This is a genomic window from Caulobacter mirabilis, assembly GCF_002749615.1.
In the GTDB taxonomy this organism is placed as follows: domain Bacteria; phylum Pseudomonadota; class Alphaproteobacteria; order Caulobacterales; family Caulobacteraceae; genus Caulobacter; species Caulobacter mirabilis.
The window spans coordinates 2,941,651-2,963,246 of the sequence record NZ_CP024201.1; the positions used below are offsets into that span (position 1 = coordinate 2,941,651).

Annotated in this window: 23 protein-coding genes and 1 pseudogene; 12 read left to right on the forward strand and 12 right to left on the reverse strand. The window is 68.5% G+C overall.

Annotated features, from left to right (window positions below):
* Window positions 1-70: 70 nt before the first annotated feature.
* Together flaF and flbT are read right to left on the reverse strand one after the other, a co-directional pair.
* A complete protein-coding gene (gene flaF, locus CSW64_RS14065) occupies window positions 71-433 on the reverse strand; it encodes a flagellar biosynthesis regulator FlaF (RefSeq protein ID WP_099622704.1) in 363 nt (120 codons plus the stop codon).
* The gene (gene flbT / locus CSW64_RS14070; RefSeq protein WP_099624257.1) at window positions 393-818 is read right to left on the reverse strand and encodes a flagellar biosynthesis repressor FlbT; all 426 of its coding nucleotides are present in this window, start codon (window positions 816-818) and stop codon (window positions 393-395) included. Before flbT ends, flaF begins: the two co-directional genes overlap by 41 nt.
* 213 nt (window positions 819-1,031) lie before the next feature.
* On the opposite strand from flbT, the gene CSW64_RS14075 reads away from it, so the two are divergent.
* The 4 genes from CSW64_RS14075 (at window position 1,032) to CSW64_RS14080 (ending at window position 4,234) form a co-directional block, all read left to right on the forward strand.
* Window positions 1,032-2,858, forward strand: a complete 1,827-nt coding sequence (locus CSW64_RS14075; protein ID WP_099622705.1) for a tetratricopeptide repeat protein — start codon at window positions 1,032-1,034, stop codon at window positions 2,856-2,858.
* A 46-nt stretch (window positions 2,859-2,904) separates the two neighbouring features.
* Complete coding sequence (locus tag CSW64_RS22045) at window positions 2,905-3,069, forward strand: hypothetical protein (RefSeq protein WP_172448566.1); 165 nt, start codon at window positions 2,905-2,907, stop codon at window positions 3,067-3,069.
* 69 nt (window positions 3,070-3,138) lie between these two features.
* The gene (locus CSW64_RS22050) at window positions 3,139-3,282 is read left to right on the forward strand and encodes a hypothetical protein (protein WP_172448567.1); all 144 of its coding nucleotides are present in this window, start codon (window positions 3,139-3,141) and stop codon (window positions 3,280-3,282) included.
* Between the two features lie 82 nt (window positions 3,283-3,364).
* Window positions 3,365-4,234, forward strand: coding sequence for an AAA family ATPase (locus tag CSW64_RS14080; RefSeq protein ID WP_099622706.1), 870 nt, complete (start codon window positions 3,365-3,367; stop codon window positions 4,232-4,234).
* A gap of 6 nt (window positions 4,235-4,240) precedes the next feature.
* On the opposite strand, the gene CSW64_RS14085 is transcribed toward CSW64_RS14080, so the two are convergent.
* A complete protein-coding gene (locus tag CSW64_RS14085; RefSeq protein ID WP_099622707.1) occupies window positions 4,241-5,653 on the reverse strand; it encodes a serine hydrolase domain-containing protein in 1,413 nt (470 codons plus the stop codon).
* Between the two features lie 85 nt (window positions 5,654-5,738).
* On the opposite strand from CSW64_RS14085, the gene CSW64_RS14090 reads away from it, so the two are divergent.
* Together CSW64_RS14090 and CSW64_RS14095 are read left to right on the forward strand one after the other, a co-directional pair.
* On the forward strand, window positions 5,739-6,653 hold the full coding sequence (locus CSW64_RS14090; protein ID WP_099622708.1) for an AraC family transcriptional regulator: 915 nt from the start codon (window positions 5,739-5,741) through the stop codon (window positions 6,651-6,653).
* Window positions 6,650-7,402 carry a hypothetical protein gene (locus CSW64_RS14095; RefSeq protein ID WP_099622709.1) on the forward strand — a complete coding sequence of 251 codons (753 nt, stop codon included), beginning with the start codon at window positions 6,650-6,652 and terminating at the stop codon, window positions 7,400-7,402. Before CSW64_RS14090 ends, CSW64_RS14095 begins: the two co-directional genes overlap by 4 nt.
* A gap of 1,559 nt (window positions 7,403-8,961) precedes the next feature.
* Here the strand turns inward: CSW64_RS14095 and CSW64_RS22500 are convergent.
* The 3 genes and pseudogenes from CSW64_RS22500 to CSW64_RS14110 form a co-directional block, all read right to left on the reverse strand.
* Window positions 8,962-9,090 (reverse strand): annotated as a pseudogene (locus tag CSW64_RS22500) (patatin-like phospholipase family protein); the annotation flags it as partial.
* Between the two features lie 151 nt (window positions 9,091-9,241).
* Window positions 9,242-9,616 carry a hypothetical protein gene (locus tag CSW64_RS14105; RefSeq protein WP_099622711.1) on the reverse strand — a complete coding sequence of 125 codons (375 nt, stop codon included), beginning with the start codon at window positions 9,614-9,616 and terminating at the stop codon, window positions 9,242-9,244.
* Window positions 9,617-9,638: 22 nt separating this feature from the next.
* Window positions 9,639-10,454, reverse strand: a complete 816-nt coding sequence (locus CSW64_RS14110) for a universal stress protein (RefSeq protein ID WP_099622712.1) — start codon at window positions 10,452-10,454, stop codon at window positions 9,639-9,641.
* 111 nt (window positions 10,455-10,565) lie between these two features.
* Between CSW64_RS14110 and CSW64_RS14115 the strand changes: the two genes are divergently transcribed.
* The 3 genes from CSW64_RS14115 to CSW64_RS14125 all read left to right on the forward strand — a co-directional run bounded on the left by CSW64_RS14115 (window position 10,566) and on the right by CSW64_RS14125 (window position 12,560).
* A complete protein-coding gene (locus tag CSW64_RS14115; protein ID WP_425430345.1) occupies window positions 10,566-11,219 on the forward strand; it encodes a YfbR-like 5'-deoxynucleotidase in 654 nt (217 codons plus the stop codon).
* 68 nt (window positions 11,220-11,287) lie between these two features.
* A complete protein-coding gene (locus CSW64_RS14120; protein WP_099622714.1) occupies window positions 11,288-11,527 on the forward strand; it encodes a DUF2188 domain-containing protein in 240 nt (79 codons plus the stop codon).
* A 52-nt stretch (window positions 11,528-11,579) separates the two neighbouring features.
* Window positions 11,580-12,560 (forward strand): NUDIX hydrolase, encoded by a 981-nt coding sequence (locus CSW64_RS14125; protein WP_099622715.1) that lies wholly within the window; start codon window positions 11,580-11,582, stop codon window positions 12,558-12,560.
* Window positions 12,561-12,713: 153 nt separating this feature from the next.
* On the opposite strand, the gene CSW64_RS14130 is transcribed toward CSW64_RS14125, so the two are convergent.
* From CSW64_RS14130 to CSW64_RS14140, 3 genes are all read right to left on the reverse strand, one after another.
* Window positions 12,714-13,643, reverse strand: coding sequence for a sterol desaturase family protein (locus CSW64_RS14130; RefSeq protein WP_099622716.1), 930 nt, complete (start codon window positions 13,641-13,643; stop codon window positions 12,714-12,716).
* A gap of 1 nt (window position 13,644) precedes the next feature.
* Complete coding sequence (locus tag CSW64_RS14135; RefSeq protein ID WP_245863704.1) at window positions 13,645-14,037, reverse strand: hypothetical protein; 393 nt, start codon at window positions 14,035-14,037, stop codon at window positions 13,645-13,647.
* A gap of 124 nt (window positions 14,038-14,161) precedes the next feature.
* Window positions 14,162-14,632 carry a porin family protein gene (locus tag CSW64_RS14140; protein ID WP_245863705.1) on the reverse strand — a complete coding sequence of 157 codons (471 nt, stop codon included), beginning with the start codon at window positions 14,630-14,632 and terminating at the stop codon, window positions 14,162-14,164.
* A gap of 229 nt (window positions 14,633-14,861) precedes the next feature.
* On the opposite strand from CSW64_RS14140, the gene CSW64_RS14145 reads away from it, so the two are divergent.
* Window positions 14,862-15,986 (forward strand): beta-ketoacyl-ACP synthase III, encoded by a 1,125-nt coding sequence (locus CSW64_RS14145; protein ID WP_425430378.1) that lies wholly within the window; start codon window positions 14,862-14,864, stop codon window positions 15,984-15,986.
* Between the two features lie 3 nt (window positions 15,987-15,989).
* Here the strand turns inward: CSW64_RS14145 and CSW64_RS14150 are convergent, their stop codons facing one another.
* Window positions 15,990-17,279, reverse strand: a complete 1,290-nt coding sequence (locus tag CSW64_RS14150; RefSeq protein ID WP_150131418.1) for a cysteine dioxygenase — start codon at window positions 17,277-17,279, stop codon at window positions 15,990-15,992.
* A 61-nt stretch (window positions 17,280-17,340) separates the two neighbouring features.
* Window positions 17,341-18,564: a M48 family metalloprotease gene (locus CSW64_RS14155; protein ID WP_099622720.1), complete on the reverse strand. Its 1,224-nt coding sequence runs from the start codon at window positions 18,562-18,564 to the stop codon at window positions 17,341-17,343.
* 229 nt (window positions 18,565-18,793) lie between these two features.
* On the opposite strand from CSW64_RS14155, the gene CSW64_RS14160 reads away from it, so the two are divergent.
* Window positions 18,794-20,170 carry an aminotransferase class V-fold PLP-dependent enzyme gene (locus CSW64_RS14160; protein WP_150131419.1) on the forward strand — a complete coding sequence of 459 codons (1,377 nt, stop codon included), beginning with the start codon at window positions 18,794-18,796 and terminating at the stop codon, window positions 20,168-20,170.
* A 1-nt stretch (window position 20,171) separates the two neighbouring features.
* On the opposite strand, the gene CSW64_RS14165 is transcribed toward CSW64_RS14160, so the two are convergent.
* The gene (locus CSW64_RS14165; RefSeq protein WP_099622722.1) at window positions 20,172-20,732 is read right to left on the reverse strand and encodes a GNAT family N-acetyltransferase; all 561 of its coding nucleotides are present in this window, start codon (window positions 20,730-20,732) and stop codon (window positions 20,172-20,174) included.
* Between the two features lie 67 nt (window positions 20,733-20,799).
* Here CSW64_RS14165 and CSW64_RS14170 point away from each other — a divergent pair, with 67 nt between their 5' ends.
* A complete protein-coding gene (locus CSW64_RS14170) occupies window positions 20,800-21,504 on the forward strand; it encodes a VIT1/CCC1 transporter family protein (protein ID WP_099622723.1) in 705 nt (234 codons plus the stop codon).
* Window positions 21,505-21,596: the final 92 nt, after the last annotated feature.

A 21,596-nucleotide genomic window follows, 5' to 3' on the forward strand; every position in this document is an offset into this window, starting at 1 on the left:
CGCCTAGGCGCGAGCGACCGCGCGGAACAAATTGCCGGTCAGGATCGACCGGGTCGCCGACCGGGCGCCGTCAGGCCGCCTCGGACTGGCCGGAGAGCCCCTGCATCATGATCTTGTTGATCTCGATCAGGTCGTCGATGCTCTCTTCCTTGCGGATCACGGCGCTGGTGTGCCGGCTGACCCAGAGGCTGAGCGAGATGATCTGCGCCCGCAGCGCGTCGGGCAGCACATTGGAGGAATCGGCGCAGTCGGTGGCAAGCGTCGACCACAGGCGCCGATTCCAGTCGAGCGCATGGATCCGCCCCTGGATATCCCCCGGGGGCTTGGCGGCGGCATCGAGCAGCGCGCGGGTCACCTGGCCGAACAGGCGGTACTCCGCGTCGCGCGGATTTTCACTCCGCGCCGCGGCCTGCTGGTACGCCTGCAGCGACATTCCCCAACCTTTCGTCTTCGTACTCGATAAGCTTCCGGCACAGCATCAGGGCCTTGTAGTACTCCTTGGCCATGGCGTGCTTGGAGATGGCGACGCAATCCGCGAGCACGTCGGGATTGCGGATGACGCCCATGAACTCGCTGAGCCGGCGCACGAACTCGTCATAGTACCGCATGGCCCCGGGCTCATCGAGGTACATCATCATGACCGGGAAGTAGATGTGGCGCGCCGGCGTGGTCGCCTCTTCCTGCTGCATGATGTCCTTCTCGCGAAGGACGGAGGCCTTGTTCTGCAGGACCAGCACGCCGCGACGGTCGCCGTTCTGGACGACGGCGCCGTTCAGGACGAACTTCTCGCCCGGCTTCAGCGACAGTTTCAACGGCACGACGTCGGACTCCAGGTTCATAGGCGCGCGAACGCGGAACCCTCTGTTCCGTGGAATCTCGCCCGCCCGGTTGAAGGAACGCTAAATCCGCATGGTTAACGGGATGTTTCAACACTCCTGTTCATCCACCCCGCCTTAAGGGGCGGTTAAGCATAATCGCGCGAACGAAGGGCTGCGCCCTGCACCGTACCGAAGCCTGAAGAGAGTCGCGCCATGCCGCGCCAACCCGTCGCCCGGCCCGCCGCCCGATCCGACGCCTCGACCGCCGCCCTCGTCGCCTCCGCGCCGATCGCCGCGCAGCCGCGCATGACGGCGCCGGCGGTCGGCCAATCCGGCTCGCGCGAGGCCTTGGACCGACTGCGCGCCGGCATCGCGGAGCTGAAGGCGATGGCCATTCAGCCGCTGCTCGAACGCAGCGCCGCGGCCTTGCAGAAGGATGACTTCCAGACCGGCGGCGCCCTGGCCATCCAGGCGCTCGAGGCGGACGAGACCAACGGCTTCGCCTGGTATCTGCTGGCCATCGCCCGGGAGCGCGCCGGCGACTTCGCCTCATCGATCAAATGCTACGAGTCGGCCCTCAAGCTGATCCCGAACCATGCCGAGGTCGCCAACGATCTGGGCCGCCTCGCCTATCGCATGGGCATGAAGGAGACGGCCGAAAAGCTGTTCACCCACTATCTGCGCCACAACCCGGCCGCCCATGAGGCGGCCAACAACCTCGCCTGCGTGGTGCGCGACCAGGGTCGCTTCGAAGAGGCGATCGAGATCCTGCGGCCGACGATCCAGGTTCACCCCGCCAACACCATCCTCTGGAACACCCTGGGCTCGGTGGTGTCCGAGCAGGGCGACCTCGAGACCGCGATGACCTTCTTCGACGAGGCGCTGCGCCTGGACGAAGGCAATGCGAAGGCGCGCTACAACCGGGGCAACACCCACTATCTGAGCGGCCGTCTCGATCTGGCTCTCGCCGACTGCGACGCCGCCATGGCCGCTCCGATGATCGACGAGGAGCGGCTGATGATGCGCCTCGCCCGCTCCAGCATCCTGATCGGCCTCGGCCGAGTGGCGGAAGGCTGGGACGAGTACGAGGCGCGGCTAGATCCCGCCTTCGCGGATGTCACTCTGTTCGGCGTCGACGCCCCGCGCTGGAGCCCCGGCGACGACCTTGCGGGTCGTTCGCTGCTGTTGGTCGGCGAACAGGGCCTGGGCGACGAAGTGATGTTCGCCAACCTGATCCCGGACTTGATCGAGGCCCTTGGACCGGACGGCAGACTGCTGATCGCGGTCGAGCCCCGCCTGGTCGACCTGTTCCAGCGCAGCTTCCCGACAGCCAAGGTCGGCGCCCACGCCACCTGGAACGTCGGCGGCAAGACCGTCCGCAACGCGCCGTTCCTCGACGAACAGGACGGGATCGACCTCTACGCCCCCATGGGCACTATGCTTCGGCGTTTCCGCGCCTCGGCCGACGCCTTCCCCGAACGGGCCGGCTACCTGACCCCCGATCCTGCACGGGTCGCGCATTGGCGCCGCCTGCTTGGGAGCCTGCCCGGTCCGAAGGTCGGCCTGCTATGGAAGAGCTTGATCAAGAACGGGGCCCGCCATCGCTTCTTCTCGCCGTTCGAGCAGTGGAAGCCGGTGCTCGCGACGCCGGGCGTGACTTTCGTGAACCTGCAGTACGGCGACTGCGCCGAGGAACTGGCCGCCGCCCGTCGCGACCTCGGGATCGAGATCTGGAACCCGCCCGGCATCGACCTGAAGAAGGATCTCGACGACGTCGCCGCCCTCTGCTGCGCGATGGACCTCGTCGTGGGCCCGGCCAACGCCACCAGCAGCATCGCCGGAGCCTGCGGCGCCCCGCTCTGGTCGATCTCCACACCGAAGTCCTGGACCCGCCTGGGAACCGACCGCCTGCCCTGGTATCCGCAAGCGCGGGTCTTCATTCCCCCTTCGGTCGGAGCCTGGGAACCGGTGATGGCCGAGGTCGCCGAGGCGCTAGCCCAGGCCTTCCCGGCCGGAACGAAGGCCGCCGTGGCGGGTTGACTGCAGGACCGCAGGGGCGCTCGCGCCTCGTCTTCCTGGAGCCGTCATGAGCTCGCAAGCCAAGCCCGCCAAGACCCCCACCAAGCCTAAGCCGCCCAGGCGCGACACCGGAAAGAGCGCCGATCCGCATGTCGACCGTCAGCTCGACAAGGGCCTCAAGGAGACTTTCCCCGCCAGCGACCCGGTGTCGATCAACCCCGGGGCGGACTGAGTCCGCCCTCCTGCGTTGTTGAGGCCCGGTCGCTTCGCGCCTACCTTTGGAGCCGTCAGGAGGTTCGTCATGCCCAAGACCGAAGTCCCGCCGGATCCCGAGAAGATCGCCGCCGACGAACTGCTGGACAAGGAGTTGGACGACACCTTCCCGGCCAGCGACACGCCCTCGGCGCTGCTCCGCGAACCGGCTGACCCGACGAAACCCGCTTGAATGTCGCGCGCTGCGCTCTAGTCTGGCCCGGAATGAAACGTTTGTTCGAAACCGGCCGACGCCGGACGGACCAGGGGAAGACATGAGCCAGCGCTTCGAAGGCACCGACAACTACGTCGCCACCGACGACTTGAAGGTCGCGGTCAACGCGGCGATCGCCCTGCAGCGCCCGCTGCTGATCAAGGGCGAGCCCGGCACCGGCAAGACCGTGCTGGCCGAGGAGGTCGCCAAGGCCCTGGGCGCGCCGCTGATCACCTGGCACATCAAGTCGACCACCAAGGCCAGCCAGGGCCTCTACGAGTACGACGCCGTCACCCGCCTGCGCGACAGCCAGCTCGGCGACGAGCGCGTCAAGGACGTCACCAACTACATCAAGAAGGGCAAGCTCTGGGAGGCGTTCACCAGCGACGTCCGTCCGGTTCTGCTCATCGACGAGATCGACAAGGCCGACATCGAGTTCCCGAACGACCTCCTGCAGGAGCTCGATCGCATGGAGTTCTTCGTCTACGAGACCGGCGAGACGATCAAGGCCCAGGTTCGACCGGTGATCATCATCACCTCGAACAACGAGAAGGAGCTGCCGGACGCCTTCCTGCGCCGCTGCTTCTTCCACTACATCCGCTTCCCGGAAGCCGAGACGATGCAGTCGATCGTCGACGTCCACTACCCGGGCATCAAGCAGAAGCTCGTCGCCGAGGCGCTGCGCATATTCTACGACATGCGCAAGGTGCCCGGCCTGAAGAAGAAGCCGTCGACCAGCGAGCTTCTGGACTGGCTGAAGCTGCTGATGGTCGAGGACATCGACGAGGCGATCCTGAAGGAAAAGGATCCGACCAAGCTGATCCCGCCCCTGCACGGCGCCCTGCTGAAGAACGAGCAGGACGTCCATCTGTTCGAGCGCCTAGCCTTCCTGGCCCGTCGCGAAGGCTCCGGCGCCCGTCCGGGCCAGTAGCGCCCTCTAGCGGTCTTCGACCCGGTCGAAGACCAGCCCCTCGACCCGGCGGCCGAAGCGCAGCGTCAGCCGGGTCGCGCGGCCATTGGCGGTTTCGTAAACCACGCGGATCGGGCCCGTGCCAAACTCGGCCGGGCCATGGCGTTTCAACGCGCCCCAGCTGTCGATGATCGGACTCGGGGTCAGCGGCGATGTGATCTCCACCTCGAAACCCTCCCCCTTCGGACGGAAGACGTAGGTCGCGTCCAGCTCCGCCGAGCGGTAACGGCCGGCGATCACGGCCAGGTCGGTAAACGGCGTCGGCGGAAGCGCAGGCGATGTCGACGGCGCGGCGGTCGCGGAGGCTGCGGCGGGCTGTGCCGCGGGCAGCGCCGCCTCGACCAAGGCCGAAGGATCCGCGTCGACGCGGTTGCAGAGCGCCGCCGCGCCTCGCCGAGCCTTCACCAGCCGCGCGTACTCCACCACGAAGCCTTCCGCCCCGCCGTCGTGCGAGACCCGCAGATCGTCGCCTCGTGTCTCCAGGCCCAGGCCGGCGCCGTAGGGGGTCCCGAATTCCGGCAGGACAGCCGTCTCGCCGCCGGCCAGGCGGCCCGGCCGCAGCATCGCGGCTCTTACGGCCGGTCGCCAGACGGTCCGGCCAAGGTGGAAGTCCCGGTCGAACCGAGCCAGGTCCCGCATGCTGGTGACCACGCCGCCGGAGCCGCTGGTGGCGGGACGGTCGTCGGCCAGGCCAAACCCGCCCGCCCTCAACGGCCGATAGCCGTGCGCGATCTCGGCCGGCCGGCGCGAGACCGCCGGCAGGGCGAAGCTGTCGCCCATGCCCAGCGGCTGGAAGATCGCCTGGTCGAGGTATCGCTCGAACGGCATGCCGGACGCCCTGGCGACGATCTCCGACAGCAGCAGGTAGTTGCCATTCGAATACTGCGCCCGGCTGCCTGGCAGGAAGTTGGTCCTTTGCAGCCGGGCCATCATCGCCAATGTCGCGCGGCGGTCGACCGCGCCCAGTCGTTCAACGCCGGAAAGGGTCAGCAGCGTCGTGTGATCCCGCACGCCGGCGGTCTGGTGCAGCAGCTGCTCGATTGTCGCGTCGCCGACCGCACCGGCCATCTCGGGCAGCCAGCGCCGCGCCGGGTCGTCGAGCCTCAGCTTGCCCTTCTCGGCCAACAGCACGGCGGCGAGCGCCGTGAATTGCTTCGAGGCCGAGGCGAGCAGGAACTGGGTTCGCGGCGTGATGAGCCTACGCCGGTCGAGATCGGCATAGCCGGCGGCCTCGAAGACCGGCGGTGCCTTCGCGTCGAAACGTCCGACGATACAGCCCGGCTGCACGCCGATCGCGTAGTCCGTCAGGCCCTCCGCCAACACCCCGGTCGACATCGCGCCGCCCAGCAGAACCACCAAGATCGCGATGGACCTTCTCATCCACAGTCTCCAAGCTCGCTGCAGGCTAATGCGCGCCCTGGCTGCGGGCTTGTAGAAATCGGCGCCTTCCAGGGAAGGATCGGACGTGAGCGGACTGTCCCTGCGCTACCAGCCGGCGCCGGCGTCCATCCGGTCCCTTGCGGTAGGGTTTCTGGAACGACGGGACGTCGGGCGCGACGAAACCGCGCTGGAGCTTCCCCTGCATCATGCCCTGGCGCAGTTCATGCTCGACGCCGACTATGTCGTCCGCGACCCCGCCGCTCCGGAAACGAGCGAGATCGCGCCTCGGGCCGGCCTCTGGGGACCAGCAAGTCGGACGCGCCTCGGCCGCTCGCAGGGCCGATTGCACGTTTTCGTGGCGATTCTGACCGCCCGCGGGGCCCGGGCCGTGGCCGGCGCCCCGTTGTCCGAGCTCGTCGACCGACGGCTGGATCTCGAAGCCGTCGCGTCTGAAGCCAGCCGGTCTTGGATCGCCCGCCTTCGCGACGCCGCCACCTTCGAGGCGCGGACGGCGCTCGCCTGCCGCTGGCTGGCTGACGTCTCGATCGGGACGGCGGCCGAGGAAACCTGCCGCCTCGTCGACGGCATCGCCGAGCACCGGCTGCGCGGCCCGGTGACGGCGCTGTCCCGGTTGGTCGGCGTCGGTCCCCGCGCCCTGCATGGCCGCTTCACCCGGCAGGCCGGCTGGCCGCCCAAGACCTGGCTTCGCGTCTCCCGGCTCCAGCGGGTGCTGCGGACCGTCCATCCCGCGCCCTGGGGACCGGCCGCGGACGGCGACGTCCGGCTGGAGTTCACTGACGACGCCCACCTCGCGCGGGACTTCCACGACCTGACCGGCCTGACCCTGGCCGCCTATCGCCGGATGAAGCGCAGCAGCGGCGATCCTCTACTCCACACCGTTCTGGCGCCGTCCTTTCCCTTACCGCGATTTCACTGGACCCCGTTCGTCGACGGCAGCACCCTTGCAATGCAAGAGAGCATGAGAGGGATCGCTCCATGAACTACATCGCCCTGCTCGCCGCGAGCTGCGCCACGCTCGCCCTGGCGGCCTGCGATCACCCCGACGCCGCCCGTCAACGCGCCGAGCACGCGCTGAAGACGGTCACCAAGCTGGACTGCCCCGAGAAGCAGGGCGCGCTCACCCGGACCAGCGTCGCGCCGGACGGCCAGTCCTGCGAGTACAGGGCCGACGGATCGGAAGTGACCCTGCGCATCGTCCAGGTCGTCGACCGCGACAGCGGCGCCGCGCTGAAGAGCATCGAGAACGAGTTGCGGCCGCTGGTGCCCAAGGCCGGCCCCGACGAGGCGGCGCTCAAGGAAGGCGCCAAGGTCGAAGGCGAGAATGTCGACATCAACCTGCCCGGCGTGAGCATCCAGGCCAACGACGCGGGCGCGAAGATCAGCGCCGGCGGGGCCGACATCAACGCCAACGACGACGGCGCCGAGATTCGCGTGTCGCGCAACGTCGAGGTCGACGGCAAGAAGATCGAGACCGAGCGGGTCACCCGCCGCAAGAAGGACGACGGCGTCCAGGCCATGCTGCTGCTGGCGAGCGACAAGCCGACCCCGAGCGGCTGGGGCGTCGTCGGCTACCAGGCGCGCGGTCCGCAGGGCGGCCCCCTGGTCGTCGGCGTGGTCAAGCTCAAGGAAAACAACAAGGACGGCGACGACAACATCTTCGGACAGGTCGACGAACTGGTGCGCCACAACGTCGGCGGCAAACCCATCCGCGGTCTGAAGATCAACTAGATCTTCGGTGCGATCCTCAGGCTGCCCGGCGGCCTGGGGAACTGCCCCTTCTTGGGGACGATCGGCGGGGTGAAGGCGCTCGCCGCCGCCAAGGCCGCGCCGAGCCGGGCGTGAACCTTGCGCCGCTGGGCCAGCGGCAGGGCCTGGTAGCTCTGGACGTCCGCCAGGTAGCCCTCCAGCCAGACTCCGAACCGCTCGGCGGTCCAGACTTCGTTCGCCCTACGCAGCTCCTCCTGCAGCTTCTCGTAGGCCACGAGAGCGCGCCGCCAACGATGCTCGTCGAAATCGAACTCGGCGACGATCTTGCGTCCCGCGACCTGGCCGTAGCCCATCAGCTTCTTCGACAACGCTGGCGGCATCGACAGATTCAGGCCGCCCTCGTCGGGCGCCAAGTAGACGCGGGCGACGCGCTCGCGCTGGGCGCCCATGACGCTCATCATCGTGTCCTGCCAGTTCTGCGCGGCGCGGAAGACGCTGTGGCCGAAGCCGAGCAGCGACGGGATGCCGTCGATCGAAGTGAACGACCCGCCCCAGGCATGATGCGGCAGATAGACCCTTCCGCCGTCCGGCTTCATGCCTGGGTCCAACTGGTCCAGGCTCAGGGCGAAGGTCGGCCGCCCCGGCAGCATGGCGTCGAAGAACTGGATCGGGAAGTTGCTGGTCACCCCGCCGTCGGTGAACCAGATCGGCTGGATACGCGCCTTCGGATCGGGGATGTCGATCGGATCGATCGTACCCTTCTGGTCCTTGGCCAGCATCAGCAGGCTGATGTCGCGGAACTTCAGCGGCACGGCGGTGAACAGGACCGGAAAGCTGAGGCTCATCCGCACCGCGATGATCACCGGAAGGTCGTCCGACGCGGGGAAGCGGGGCAGCTGATCCCACGGCTCGGCGTCCGCCTCGGGCAGCACGCTTGGCAAGCCCAGCAGATAGTCCATCACCACCTTCGGGAAGAGGCGCGCCCAGGCGGACGGTTCGAAGCGGAACCCCTCCCCGGGGTCGGGCAGGCTGCGGGGACGGCCCATCGAAAGGTCGGTGGTCACCGCCCGCAGCACGATGTTCGGGCCGTCGCTCGCCTTCTTGCGCCCGACCGAAGCCAGGTCGCCGAAGGTGAGCGGGCGATCCCTCCCGGCGGGGCCGAACGCGATCTCCTGCAGGGACTCGTACAGCCAGTCGGTCAGCGCCGGTCCGGCGGACCCCGGCTGGGTCAGGCCCGTGCACAGGCCGAAGTCGTTCTTCGGAATCCGCTTGAGCAGCGAATACAGCCGCCAGGCCAGGGCGACGGCGAAACCGACGACGATCCCGAGCAGCACGCCCGCCCAGCCAGCGCCCAGGATCGCCAGCAGGCCGCCGCCGACCAGGACGCCGATCAATAGCGCCGGCCAGAACACCAGCAGCGCCCGCGCCAGGCCGCCGGTCTGCATCGTCATCAGGAACTTCATCAGATCGGCGACGGGCGCCGAGGGCTGAAACAGCCCCAGCATGATGCCCGGCAGGCTTTCGCAGCGCGCCTTGAAGCGGATGAACCCCGCGGGGTCGCCGTTCTGCCGCGCGTACTCGGCGGCGGCGGCGAAGGCGGCCGCGATGGCCCCGGCGGAGGTCCCCCCGATGCTGCGGAACCGATACTTCCGCGCCAGCTCCAGGATCGCGAACGGATAGACGATCCCGGAGGTGATGCCGCCCTTCATGATCAGGTCGCACTCGTCGACCTTCTCCCCGCCGAACTGAGCCGCCTCGTAGTCGTCGCGCAAAGCCTCGGCCATGCCGCCCCTCGCTCACAACCTGAAGAGGCGAAGCCTACAGCAATTCCCCAAAGTGGCGAGAGCCCGGGCGCGCGCCTCAATCGGCCGGGGCGACGTCCGTCACCTTGTAGGCCAGCAGGCGGCCGTCCTCGTCGGCGACCGACACATATTCGCCGACGCTGAAATAGTGGTCGCCCAGGCGGTGCACCGGCTCGTCATCGGCGTCCGACTGGTCGTCGTAGTCGAAGAACCAGGTCGGGCCGCGCCGGGTCAACCGGCCGACGACGGCGTCCTCGTCCGGCGCGAACCGGCGGACGGTGCACAGCGCCCGCTCCTTCTGGAAAGCGTCCACGTCCAGCTTGCCGTCGCCGGTCAGCGGCGCGACCAGGGTGTAGCCGCGATGGTCGTCCCCGTCGGCGAACTCGGTCCCCGGATTGCGCGCAAGGCGCATGACGATGCGCGAGAGCGTCATGGTTTCCCTCTTCTTCTTGGCTTTAGTGGGAGAGGAACAGCGACGGTCCGTCGTTGTTCAGCAGGGTCCGGGTCGTGCCCCCGAAGATGTACTCCTGCAGCCTCGGATGCCCGAAGGCGCCGGCGACCAGAACCCCTGCGCCGAGCCGATCGGCGGCGCTGAGCAGCAGCTGGGCCGCGTCGCCGCCATCGGCCAGGGTCTCCACCTCGACCTCAACGCCGCGCGCCGAGAAGAAGCCTTGCAGGCGCTTGGCCTCGAAGGTGCGGGACGAGGCGGCCGGCGCCGAGACGATCACCACCCGGCCGGCCTTCTCAAGCATCGGCAGGGCCGTACGCGCCGCGCGACTGGCCTCCTTGCCGCCGTCCCAGGCGACCAGGACGGTGGCGCCGGCGATCTTCAGCCCGTCGCGCGCGACGATCGTGGGCCGCTGCTCGTCGGCGACGATCTGCTGGAAGGCCTCGGCCAGCGGGCCGCGTCCGCGCGCCGCCTCGTTGTCGAACAGGACGACGTCGGAGAGCCGCCCCTCCATTGACAGGCCCGCCCAGACGGGCGTCTGCAGACTGACGAAACCGGTCTTGGCGTAGCCGACGCCGTCGACGGCGGCCTTGGCGGCGCGTTCGCCCTCGGCGGCGGCCTCCTTGAGGCTGTCCATGGCGATGATCTGGACGCCGCCCATGAAGCCTTCGCCCATCCAGGGCATCAGGTCGGCGATGTCTGCCGGGGCGTGCACCGCGGCCACCTCGGCGCCGAACGGCGTCGCCACTGCGGCGGCGAACTTCAGGATGTCGACGTCGTGCGCCCCGCCCGCCAGCGGCGCCATGATCCTTGCCCAGCTCATCCAGATGCTCCTTCTTTGCACCCCAGATCACGGGATCAGGATCGATCCGGCATTGATCTTCGTCAAACGATGCGCCACTGGAGGCGCCCTCTCAAGCAAAGGAACGATCCGGTGGCGAAAGGGCTCCGCGGCGCGCGTTCGCCGAAGAACACTCCCAGGGCGTGGCAGCGCATGCTGTCCGGCCGGCGCCTGGACCTGCTCGATCCCTCGCCGATGGACATCGAGATCGAGGACATCGCCCACGGTCTCGCCCGCGTCGCGCGCTGGAACGGCCAGACGATCGGCGAGCACGGCTTCTCGGTCGCCCAGCACTCGATCGTGGTCGAGGAAATCGTCTCCTACATCCAGCCCGCGATCGATCCGAAGTGGCGCCTGGCCGCCCTGCTGCATGACGCCAGCGAATATGTGATCGGCGACATGATCAGTCCGTTCAAGGCCGCGCTGGGGGTCAGCTACAAGGAGTTCGAGGAGCGGCTGGAGCACGCCATCCACGCCCGCTTCGGCCTGCCCGCCAAGACGCCCCAGGCGATCAAGAAGCTGATCAAACAGGCGGATCGGGCCTGCGCCTACTTCGAGGCCACCCAGCTGGCCGGCTTCGACCACGAGGAATCCCTCGGCTTCTTCGGCCCGCTGCCCCAGGGCCTGACGCTGAAACTGGTCCCGCAGCCGGCCAGCGAAGCCCAGGACCACTACGTGCGCCGCTTCCACGTCCTCTCCGAGGCCGCCGGCTTCGAGCGGACCCAGGCGGCGTTCGACACGGAATAGTCGCGGCATCGTGCGCGCCGGATCGCTCGGGGCGGGCTAGTCTGTCCGCCTCGGTCTGGAGATCGCACATGACGGACATCACCTACGAGATCGTCGAGCACGACGGCGGCTGGGCCTACAAGGCCAATGGCGTCTTCTCGGAGACCTTCCGAACGCGCGAGGCCGCCCTGGCCGCCGCGCGGCGCGTGGCCCGCGAGCAGGAGTTGCCCGGCGACGACACCGGCATCGTCTACGAGGACGATCGCGGCCAGTGGCACGAAGAGCTGTCCGATGGCTCCGACCGCCCGCATACCTACGTGAAGGACTAGCCGCCGACGCCCTCCCCTCCCACGCGACGCGAGGGAATGCTACCACCGCCGCATGACTCTCTCCGTCGTCATCGGCCTGTCCGCCGTCATCGTGGCCATCCGGGGCGGCGAAGCCGTGGTGCTGACCGTGCGACCGCACGATGCGGCCACCGACCAGGCCTCGACCCTGGCCGGCCTGCCGTTCGGCCCGTTCGATCCGGAGGGCCACCGCACCTTCGAGATAGCCCTGCGCGACTTCGTGGCCGAACAGACGCGGTTCGAGCTGGGCTATGTCGAGCAGCTCTACACCTTCGGCGACAAGGGCCGCGACGCCCCTCGGGCCGAGGTCGGCGCCGGCGCGGCGCGGGTGGTCTCGGTCGGCTACCTGGCCCTGACGCCCGCCGCCGTCGACACCGAGGCGCCCGACAGCGCCTGGGCGCCCTGGGCCCGCTTCTTCCCCTGGGAAGATTGGCGGCTGGGCCGTCCGTCCCTGATCGACGAGGCCATCGCTCCCGCCCTTCGGCGCTGGGCGGGCCAGGACCCGGAGCGCCTCGCCCGCACCCGTCTGCTGTTCGCGCTCGACGGCGCCGTCTGGAACGAGGAGCGCGTCCTGGACCGCTACGAACTGCTCTATGAGGCCGGGCTGGCCCCGGAGGCGGCCCGCGACCAGATCCGCGACCGCGGCGACGCGGCCGCCGAGCCGACCGCCCTGTCGGCCGCCCTGGGCGAGCCGATGCTGTCGGACCACCGCCGAATCCTGGCGACAGGCCTGGGCCGTCTGCGCGGCAAGCTGAAGTATCGCCCGGTGGTGTTCGAACTGACGCCGCCGGAGTTCACCCTTTCGGCGCTGCAGCGGGCGGTGGAGGCCATCTCCGGCGTTCCCCTGCACAAGCAGAACTTCCGTCGCGTGGTCGAACGCATCGACCTGCTGGAAGGCCTGGGTCGCATGGACACCGAGACCGGCGGTCGACCGGCGGAACTGTTCCGCTTCCGTCGCGAACTGCTCACGCAGCGCCCCGCGGGGGGGCTGAGCCTGCCGCTGCTCAGAGACTAGTCCTGGCGAGCCAATGAACCTTTCCCTCTGGGAGAGGGGGACCGTGCGAAGCATGGTGGAGAGGGTCCAAGGCGTTAGACCCCCTCCACCATCCCTGCGGGATGGTCCCCCTCCCCCTATGGGGGAGGTTATCCCAGGAACGACGTGCGGCTCCTACTCCGCCGCGACCTTCTCGGCCTCAGCCGCTTCGCGCGCCTTCCATTTGGCCTTGAGCACCGCCGAGGTGTCGCGAGAGCCGTCGGGACTCCAGCCCGGCGGCCCGAACAGGTAGCCGATGACCTCCCGCGGCGAGCGGGCGGTCAGCAGGTCCTTGCCGATCGCCAGCCACTCATGGAATGCGACGCGCAAGATATTGAAATCGCCCAGGTTATGGACCAGGCCGTAACGCGGCGCCTCTGCCTCGTCCTCGGGAATGAAGGTCCCGAACATCCGGTCCCAGATGATCAGGATGCCTGCATAGTTGGCGTCGAGATATCGCGGGTTGCGGGCGTGGTGCACCCGGTGGTGCGAGGGCGTGTTGAACACCGCCTCGAACCAGCGCGGCATCTTCCGGATCGCCTCGGTGTGGATCCAGTACTGATAGACGAGGCTGATCCCCTTCTGGATCGCCACCATCGCGGGCGGGAAGCCGATGAAGCTCAGGGGCAGCCACAGCAACCACGTCCCGGCCACCCCGCCGGTCCAGGTCTGCCGCAGCGCCGTCGACAGGTTGTAGTGCTGCGAGCTGTGGTGGTTGACATGACTGGCCCACCAGAACCGTCGCTCGTGCGACAGGCGGTGGAACCAGTAGTAGGTCAGGTCCTCGAGCAGGAAGAGCGCCAGCCAGGCCCACCAGGCCGTCATCGGGATGTCGAAAAGCCGGTGCTCGTAGACCCAGACGCTGGCGGCGAAGACGACGCCCGCGGTCAGGCCGCCGGCGATGGTGCTGCCCAGTCCCATGCCCAGCGAGGTTGCGGTGTCCCGCGCCTCATAGGCCGCCTTCGCCCTGCCCAATCGGCGCAAGCCGATCTCCAGCAGAATCGTGACCACGAAGATCGGGATGGCCCAGGTGACCGGATCGAAGGCCGGCTTCAGCGGATCCATGTCAGGCGGCCTCCGCGAGCGGCGGCCAAGGATTGACGCCGGTGACGGCTAGCTTCGCCGTAGGCGCGGCGATGTCGTCCAGCCGCATGTGCACCTTTCCGCCCCGCTGCGGCGCGGCCAGCGCGGCGTCCCAGGCCAGGCTGCGCGCCACCCAAGAATCCCCCAGCCGATAGACGACTAGCGCCCGGTCGCCGCTCCGCGCCACGGCTCCGCCGCCATCGGCGGCGATCCAGGGAGCTTCGAAGACGTCGTCCGGAAACTCTGCCGCCAACAGCCCCCGCGCCGCATCGGCGTCCAGCGGCGGCGTCGCGCGCGAGATTCTGGCCCAGGCCGCCACGGCGACCATCAACGCTACGGCCACGAAGGAGCCCGCCAGGATGTAGAGATCTTTCACGCCATCGCCCTATTCCCGCCGGGAGTCTCCATTCGGCGACGGCGGCGTCAAGACCGAAGCCTGCGACGAAAAAGGCCCCTCCCGTTTCCGGGAGGGGCCTCCTTGGTTCGCGGAAGATCCGACCTTAGAACTTCCGGGCGTAGCCGACCGAGAAGACGTCGGCGTCGTTGCCCTTGTAGTCGTGACGGGTCCAGTCGACGCGCACGCCGTCCTTGGCGGTGAAGTTGTACTGGCCGCCCACGCCGTAGGCCCAACCGTCGCGGTCGACCTTGCCGGCGGCGGTGTCGAACTTCGCGCCGCTGTAGCCGACGCGGGCGAACAGTTCAGCCTGCGGGGTCACCGGCACGGAGCCGACGACGAAGGCGCCCAGCTCGTGCTTGAGTTCGACGTCGCGATCGTCCTTCACGCCGAAGGCGGCTTCGCCTTCGATCGCCACGTACGGATTGAACTTGTAGCCGATGCGGCCCTGGATCGCGCCGACGTCGGCGCTTCCCGTGTCGGCGTGAGCATAGCCGACCGTGCCGTAGACTTCCTGGGCCTGCGAGACCGCGGGAACGGCAGCGACCGCCAGCAGCGCGGCCGAAGTGGCAAACATGAGAGTTTTCATCGTCATAGTCTCCTTGACGCTTTTATTCAGCTCCCCAGCGGCCCCTGAACTAGAAGGCAAACTGGGCCGCCAGGAGACGGATCAAGAGCGGGAATGAGGCGGCTTTGTAGCGTTGCCTTCATGCCACACGGGGCTGACGCGGCCGTTCGGCGTGCTATCTATCGCTCAGAACACAAAGGACGCCGCGCCCCCTTCACCGCGCGGCCATCGTCGGGACATCCGCCAAGTGCATCAGGCCGTCATCGCCGCCACCGGGCTCTTCACGCCCAGTCAGAGCATCTCCAACACCGAGCTCGTCGACACCTTCAACGCCTATGTCGAACGGTTCAACGCCGCCAACGCCGAGGCGATCGCCGCGGGTGAATTGCAACCTCTCGCCCCATCCTCGCCCGAATTCATCGAGAAGGCCTCGGGCATCAAGTCCCGTTTCGTCGTCGACAAGACCGGAATTCTCGATCCGGAGATCATGCGCCCGATCATTCCGGAGCGCCCGAACGAGGAAATCTCCGTCCTGGCCGAGATCGCCGTGAACGCGGCGCGGGAAGCCATCGCTCGCTGGGGCAAGCCGGTCAGCGAGATCGGCGCCGTGCTCTGCGCCGCCTCGAACATGCAGCGCCCCTATCCGGCCATGGCCATCGAGGTGCAGCAGGCGCTGGGCATCGAAGGCTTCGCGTTCGACATGAACGTGGCCTGTTCGTCCGCCACCTTCGGGATCAAGACCGCCGCCGACTTCATCGCCGCCGGTTCGACCAAGGCCGTGCTGATGGTCAATCCCGAGATCTGCTCGGGCCACCTGAACTTCTGCGACCGCGACAGCCACTTCATTTTCGGCGACGTGGCCACCGCGGTGATCGTCGAGCGAGCCGACCAGGCGGCCGGCGGCTGGGAGATCCTCGGCACGCGGCTGAAAACCCAGTTCTCGAACAACATTCGCAACAACTTCGGCTTCCTGAACCGCGCCGCGCCGGACGGCGTCGCCGCCAAGGACAAGCTGTTCGTCCAGGAAGGCCGCAAGGTGTTCCGCGAGGTGGTGCCGATGGTCAGCGAGATGATCGTCGAGCACGCCGCCGACATCGGCCTGGACCCGACCAGCCTGAAGCGCCTGTGGCTGCACCAGGCCAACATCAACATGAACGAGATGATCGGCCGCAAGGTCCTGGGCCGCGACCCGGAGCCCGGCGAGAACGTCATCATCCTGGACGAATACGCCAACACCAGTTCGGCCGGCTCGATCATCGCCTTCCACAAGGCCAACGAGGACTTCCAGGCCGGCGAGACCGGCCTGATCTGCTCGTTCGGCGCCGGATACTCCGCCGGCACGGTCTTCGTCCGGAAGCGCTGATCCCTACCGAGGCCGGGCGTCCCATTCCTTGCGGATGAGCGCCTTGAACTCGAGATACTCCCAGTCCGAGTCCGGCGTGAACTGCTTGATGACCCCGTCCTCGACGTAGTCGAAATACTCGTAGTGGACGGTGTCGTCGGCCGGATAGCGATAGCACTGGATGGTGGCGGTCATCCGCTTCCGGTCATCCGGATTGAACAGCTGGTGGATCTGGTAGGCGCGCGGCGTCAGGAAGGTGACGTCGCCCTCGGTCAGATCGACCTGGCCGAACGGAACCTCGATGTCCGGCGACAGGCCCGGGAACCATTTCACGCGGATCGTGCCTTCCAGCACCTTGATCACCGCACAGGCGTCGCCGTGATCGTGGATCGGCGAGCCGTGCTGCGCGGGCCAGATCTCGAGCACATAGGGCGAGCCCGGCGAGTCCCCCAGGTTCGGGTCCATCGTGATCCGCAGGTAGCCGAACTGCTTCGGTTTCTCGTCGAGCTTCCGGTAACAGAGCCCGCCCGGCGTGTTGATGCTGTAGTTGATGGCTTCCGGAAACTCAGGGAAGTCCTTCGGCCGCAAGGTCACGGACGGGCCGGCGACGTTGGCGTAGAGCGCCTGGCAGGCCTGTGGCAGATCGGCGGCGACGCTGAACAGGTTCTCGGCGATATCCTCCAGCGTGATCTGATCGGTGGCGATGATCTGCGGCGGCGGATCCAGCGTCACCGGCAACGAGCTCAGGGCGTGATCGGCGACCGAGGCGGTCTCCACGCCGCTGAGGGCGATGCATTTCAGCCCCGCGAGATAGGCGAAGGGGTCCGCCAGCGGCGGCTCCGGCTTGGGCGGGAAGCGGTAGGTGAACAGCACGAGCCGGTTGAGCATCTCCCCCTTGCCGTACTTGAGCACGCGGTTGTTGGTGTCGAGGCTCAGCCAGTAGGCCAGTTGCTCCGCTCCCGGATTGAGCAGCGCCTTGGCCTCGGTGGTCTCGTCCAGCACGTCCCGCGGCAGATCGGTGTTCGCGCGCAGGAAGGCCGCCCGACGATCGGTCACCTCAAGCACGACCACCTCGCGCGAGCCGTACGATGGCTTGGGCTGGCTGTTGACGACGATCCGGAACGGCCTGTCTGCCTTGAAGGTGAACGAGATCGTCCCCTGCCCCGACACTGGGAAGACGTAGCCGGTATAGTGTTCCGCCGGACTGACGCCGCCCGCGCCGGCCTCGGAAGCGCCGGCCGGCGGCGCGTCGGAAAACAAGACCTCGGGACGAGGCCAGGCCTGCCGGATCACCGGTTTGATTTTTGAAGACATGCGACGCTCCCCCAAGCTGGCTGAAGCGCGACCCTAGCAGGCCCTCTCGCGTAATTTCAATTCATGGTTGAGAAACGGGCGCCGCGGCCCGGGCCGGGGCCGGCGGATGCTTCGCCTTCCACTCCATGGCGTTGCGGATCCGGCGACTGACCGACGGGTGGCTGTAGAACAGGGTCTCCTCGATCAGGCTCGGCGTCGCGGCGCGATACTCCACCGTCTGGATCAGCGCCTTGGCGATGCCGTCCGGCTCCCTCGCGATCCGCAGCGAATAGTTGTCGGCGCCGGTCTCGGCCCAGCGCGACAGGCTGTTGGTCAGCGGCGTGGCGACCAGGAATATCAGGGCCAGCAGCAGCGAGAAGATCGGCAGCCCCGCGGGATCGGCGATACCTCTGACGTTCGCCGCGCCCAGCAGCCGGGCCGCCGGTTCGAACAGCCTGTCCAGCAGCCAGAACCCGGCGAGGATCAGCGCCAGCACCAGGCCGAGCCGCGAGAGGACGTCGTGGCGGGCATAGTGTCCCATCTCGTGCCCGACCACCGCGCGGATCTCGCCGAGATCTGCGCCGGCCTTGAACATGGTGTCGCTCATGTTGATCCGGGCCGAACCGAACAGACCCATCACGTTGGCCGTGTAGCGGTTGGACTGTTTCGACCCGTCGTAGATGTAGATCTTGTCCGACGGGATGCCGTTGGCCTCGGCCATGGCGACGACGGCGTCACGGACCGGACCATTCGGGGCCGGGCTGTAGTCGTTGAACAGCGGAGCAATATAGATCGGCGCGAGCAGCAGGGCGATCACCGCGAAGGCGCCGGCCACGCCGCTGGCCCACAGCCACCAGGTCCTGGGCGCGCGGCGCAGCAGCCAGTAGACGGCCAGGTAGAACAGGCTCATCGCGACCAGCGCGATCCCGCCGCTCAACGCCCATTCGCCCAGCCATTCGCCGAACGGCTGGCTGGTCATGTTGTAGGCCGTCTCCCGCCACCAATCGGCGTAGGCGTTCCACGGCAGGGTGAGCAGCGTCTCCAGCAGCAGAGCGACCGGCAACACCGCCAAAGCCACAAGCCAGGGTCGCCGCCGCCGGCGCTCGACGGCATTCCTGAGGCGGACCAGCAATCCGGATCGGAGGATCAGCCAGGCGACCGCCGCCGCGACGACCGCGCTCCACAACAGCAGCCAGTGACCCCCCTGGGTATAGGCCGTCGCCTTGGCGTGAACTTCCGGCGGCAACATGGCGAGGTAGCGGGCCGTCTCGGCGGCTGGATCGAACGCGGACGGACTGACGGCCATGGGTTTCTTCCCCGTTTCCCCTGCGTTCAGGAGGGCATGGCCCCCGTCATCTGTCAGGTGAATTCCACGTCACGCTCGGCGGCGAGGGAACCGGGGCCGATCTCCCGCCTTTCCGGCTCTGACGGGATCGTCAACCGCCACCAGGCTGGTCACGGATTCATCGCACGCGAGAACAGGCGTGCGCTGATCCCCGGCAGGCGTGAGGCTGGCGACGGCTGAAAGGGCTGACATGGACGAGGACGAGACCCGGGGGGACGCTGGGCTGAGCCGCAGGCGGCTATTGGCCGGCTCCGGCCTGGCCCTGTCCGCCCTGGCCGCAGCCGCCCACGGCCAGGACGCGGAGCCCGCGCAGGCCGACCCCGCGCCGCCGCCGGAGCCTGCGCCGGTCGAGCCGCCCCTGCCCCAACCCGACTGGCAGCGCGTCCGGGCGCAATGGGCGCTGGACTGGAGCATGGTCGATATGTCGGCCATGCTGTTCGCCGCCAACCCCAAGCCGGTTCGCGAAGCCATAGACCGCCATCGCAAGGGCCTGGACGCCGCCCCCGTCACCTATCTGGAAGCCCGCAACCGCCCCCTGCAGAACAGCGCCCGCCGCATGGCCGGCGGCTACTTCGGCGTCGAGGCGGAGAACGTGGCCCTGTGCGAGAGCACGACCAGCGGCGTCGGCCTCCTCTACGCCGGCATCGGCCTGCGCTACGGCCAGGAGGCGCTGACCACGGTCCACGACTACTACGTCACCCACGAGGCCCTGCGGCTCTCGACGGCCCGCACCGGCGGCGGAGTGCGGAAGATCAGCCTGTTCGACCAGGCCGCGACAGCCACTGTCCCGGAGATCGTCGGCCGGATCGCCGCCAACATCCGGCCGGAGACGCGGGTCCTGGCCCTGACCTGGGTGCATTCCTCGACGGGGCTGAAGATGCCGATCGCCGAGATCGCCGCCGCCCTGGCTCCGATCAACGCCGCCCGGGCGGAGCCGGACAGGGTGCTGCTCTGCGTCGACGGCGTGCACGGTTTCGGCGTCGAGAACACCACCCTGCCCGAGCTCGGCGCCGACTTTCTGGTCGCCGGCTGCCACAAGTGGCTGTTCGGGCCGCGCGGCACCGGCGTGGTCTTCGGCACGCCGCGAGGCTGGTCGCGGGTGACGCCGACCGTGCCGAGCTTCCTGGCCTCGAACGCCTACGGCGCCTGGATCGGCGGCTATGATCCTGGCCCGACCACGGCCGCGCGGATGACGCCGGGCGGGTTCAAAGCCTTCGAACATGTCTGGTCGCTGAGCGAAGCGTTCCAGTTCCATGCCTGGATCGGCAAGGCCAACGTCCAGGCCCGCACCCGCGAGCTGGCCATGCGGTTGAAGCTGGGTCTATCCCAGATCCCCGGCGTCCGCGTCGTGACGCCGATGGACCCGCGCCTGTCGGCCGGGATCGTCAGCTTCGACGTCGCCGGCAGATCCGCGGAGGGCGCGGTCCAGGCCCTGCGCCAGCAGAGGGTGATCGCCTCCGCCGCGCCCTACGCCGTCCAACACGTCCGCCTGACGCCCAGCATCCGCAACACCGTCGAGGACGTCGACTACGCCATCAACGCCGTGCGGACGATCGCCTCGCGCTGACCTACAGCCGGATACGCCACAGCAGCCCCTCGCCGCCGCCGTGAGCGTCAGGCTTCTCGAAGGGGCCGATCAGCTCGCCGCCGTTGTTGAGGATCACGCGCTGCGACGGCTCGTTCTGCGGGTTGGTGGTCAGATCGACCCAGCGCAGGCCGCGCGCCCTGGCCTCCGGCAGCAGCAGCGCCAGAGCCCGGCTGGCGTAGCCCCGTCCCCGCTTCCAAGGCACGACGGCGTAGCCCATGTGACCCAGCACATGCGGCGGCATCTCCTCCGTCCCGACTTGCCAGCGGAAATTGATCGAGCCGCAGAAGTCCCCGTCCCATAGCCAGCGCGTGAGCCCGGGCAGCCGCTTGGCCCGGCTTCCGTCCAGCTGGACGACGTCCCCGCCCCTGGCCTCCGGGTCATCCATCCGCGCCAGGAAGGCGTCGGCGTCGGCGGCGATCTCGGCCAGCAGTTCCCGCGCCGCCTCGACCAGGCGCAGATTGTCCGGCGACCAGCCGCGCTCCAGGGCGTCGACATAGCCGGGCAGATGATCTCGGGTCGGGACGACGAGCTCCAGGGTCATGACCCCAGCTTGCCCGATCCCGCGCGCGGGCCCTACCCTCATGTCGCAAACGCGGCGAGGGAACCGGATGGCCAGGGCCAAGACCCATGACGAAACCCATTTCATCTCGCGCGTCGGCTGGCTGCGCGCCGCGGTACTCGGCGCCAACGACGGCATCGTCTCCACCGCCAGCCTGGTCCTGGGGGTGGCGGCCGCGTCGGAGGGCAAGGCGCCGATCCTGGTCGCCGGGGTCGCCGCCTGGGTGGCCGGAGCCATGTCGATGGCGGCCGGCGAGTACGTCTCGGTCAGCTCCCAGCTCGACACCGAGAAGGCGGCCATCGCCCAGGAGAAGCGCGAGCTGCGCGACGACGGCGAAGCCGAGCTGGAGGAGCTGACCCGCATCTACCGCGATCGCGGCCTGGACCCCGTCCTGGCCCGGCAGGTCGCCGAGCAGCTGACCGAACACGACGCCCTGGGCGCCCACGCCCGCGACGAACTCGGCCTCTCCGAGGCGACGGCGGCCAAGCCGACCGAGGCGGCGATCACCTCCGCCCTGACCTTCTCCGCCGGAGCCTTGGCGCCGCTGGCGGTGGTGCTGGTCTCGCCGCTGTCCTGGCTGCCCTGGACGGTGAGCCTCGCCTCGCTGGCCTACCTGGCGGTTCTGGGCGCGCTCGGCGCCTGGACCGGCGGCGCCAGGATGCTGCGTCCGGTGATCCGGGTGACCTTCTGGGGCGCCGCGGCCATGGCCGCCACCGCCGCGGTCGGCAAGCTGTTCGACACGGCCGTCTCATGACGCCGGCCGAACCGCCTCCGCCCGCCGACCTCCACCTCTGCACATCCGGTTGTCGTCGGACTGGCTCTTCGGCTTCTTGGCGGCCGTCTTCG

What these genes read in the sequence shown, in the direction of transcription:
- CSW64_RS14075 (WP_099622705.1), top strand. Translation starts at nt 1,032, where the DNA reads ATGCCGCGCCAACCCGTCGCCCGGCCCGCCGCCCGATCCGACGCCTCG.
- CSW64_RS14150 (WP_150131418.1), bottom strand. Translation starts at nt 17,279, where the DNA reads ATGTCTTCAAAAATCAAACCGGTGATCCGGCAGGCCTGGCCTCGTCCC.
- CSW64_RS14130 (WP_099622716.1), bottom strand. Translation starts at nt 13,643, where the DNA reads ATGGATCCGCTGAAGCCGGCCTTCGATCCGGTCACCTGGGCCATCCCG.
- CSW64_RS14165 (WP_099622722.1), bottom strand. Translation starts at nt 20,732, where the DNA reads ATGACCCTGGAGCTCGTCGTCCCGACCCGAGATCATCTGCCCGGCTAT.
- CSW64_RS14105 (WP_099622711.1), bottom strand. Translation starts at nt 9,616, where the DNA reads ATGACGCTCTCGCGCATCGTCATGCGCCTTGCGCGCAATCCGGGGACC.
- CSW64_RS14110 (WP_099622712.1), bottom strand. Translation starts at nt 10,454, where the DNA reads ATGAGCTGGGCAAGGATCATGGCGCCGCTGGCGGGCGGGGCGCACGAC.
- CSW64_RS14095 (WP_099622709.1), top strand. Translation starts at nt 6,650, where the DNA reads ATGAACTACATCGCCCTGCTCGCCGCGAGCTGCGCCACGCTCGCCCTG.
- CSW64_RS14140 (WP_245863705.1), bottom strand. Translation starts at nt 14,632, where the DNA reads ATGTTTGCCACTTCGGCCGCGCTGCTGGCGGTCGCTGCCGTTCCCGCG.
- CSW64_RS14160 (WP_150131419.1), top strand. Translation starts at nt 18,794, where the DNA reads ATGGACGAGGACGAGACCCGGGGGGACGCTGGGCTGAGCCGCAGGCGG.
- CSW64_RS14155 (WP_099622720.1), bottom strand. Translation starts at nt 18,564, where the DNA reads ATGGCCGTCAGTCCGTCCGCGTTCGATCCAGCCGCCGAGACGGCCCGC.
- CSW64_RS14120 (WP_099622714.1), top strand. Translation starts at nt 11,288, where the DNA reads ATGACGGACATCACCTACGAGATCGTCGAGCACGACGGCGGCTGGGCC.
- flaF (WP_099622704.1), bottom strand. Translation starts at nt 433, where the DNA reads ATGTCGCTGCAGGCGTACCAGCAGGCCGCGGCGCGGAGTGAAAATCCG.
- CSW64_RS22050 (WP_172448567.1), top strand. Translation starts at nt 3,139, where the DNA reads ATGCCCAAGACCGAAGTCCCGCCGGATCCCGAGAAGATCGCCGCCGAC.
- CSW64_RS14080 (WP_099622706.1), top strand. Translation starts at nt 3,365, where the DNA reads ATGAGCCAGCGCTTCGAAGGCACCGACAACTACGTCGCCACCGACGAC.
- CSW64_RS22045 (WP_172448566.1), top strand. Translation starts at nt 2,905, where the DNA reads ATGAGCTCGCAAGCCAAGCCCGCCAAGACCCCCACCAAGCCTAAGCCG.
- CSW64_RS14085 (WP_099622707.1), bottom strand. Translation starts at nt 5,653, where the DNA reads ATGAGAAGGTCCATCGCGATCTTGGTGGTTCTGCTGGGCGGCGCGATG.
- CSW64_RS14125 (WP_099622715.1), top strand. Translation starts at nt 11,580, where the DNA reads ATGACTCTCTCCGTCGTCATCGGCCTGTCCGCCGTCATCGTGGCCATC.
- CSW64_RS14170 (WP_099622723.1), top strand. Translation starts at nt 20,800, where the DNA reads ATGGCCAGGGCCAAGACCCATGACGAAACCCATTTCATCTCGCGCGTC.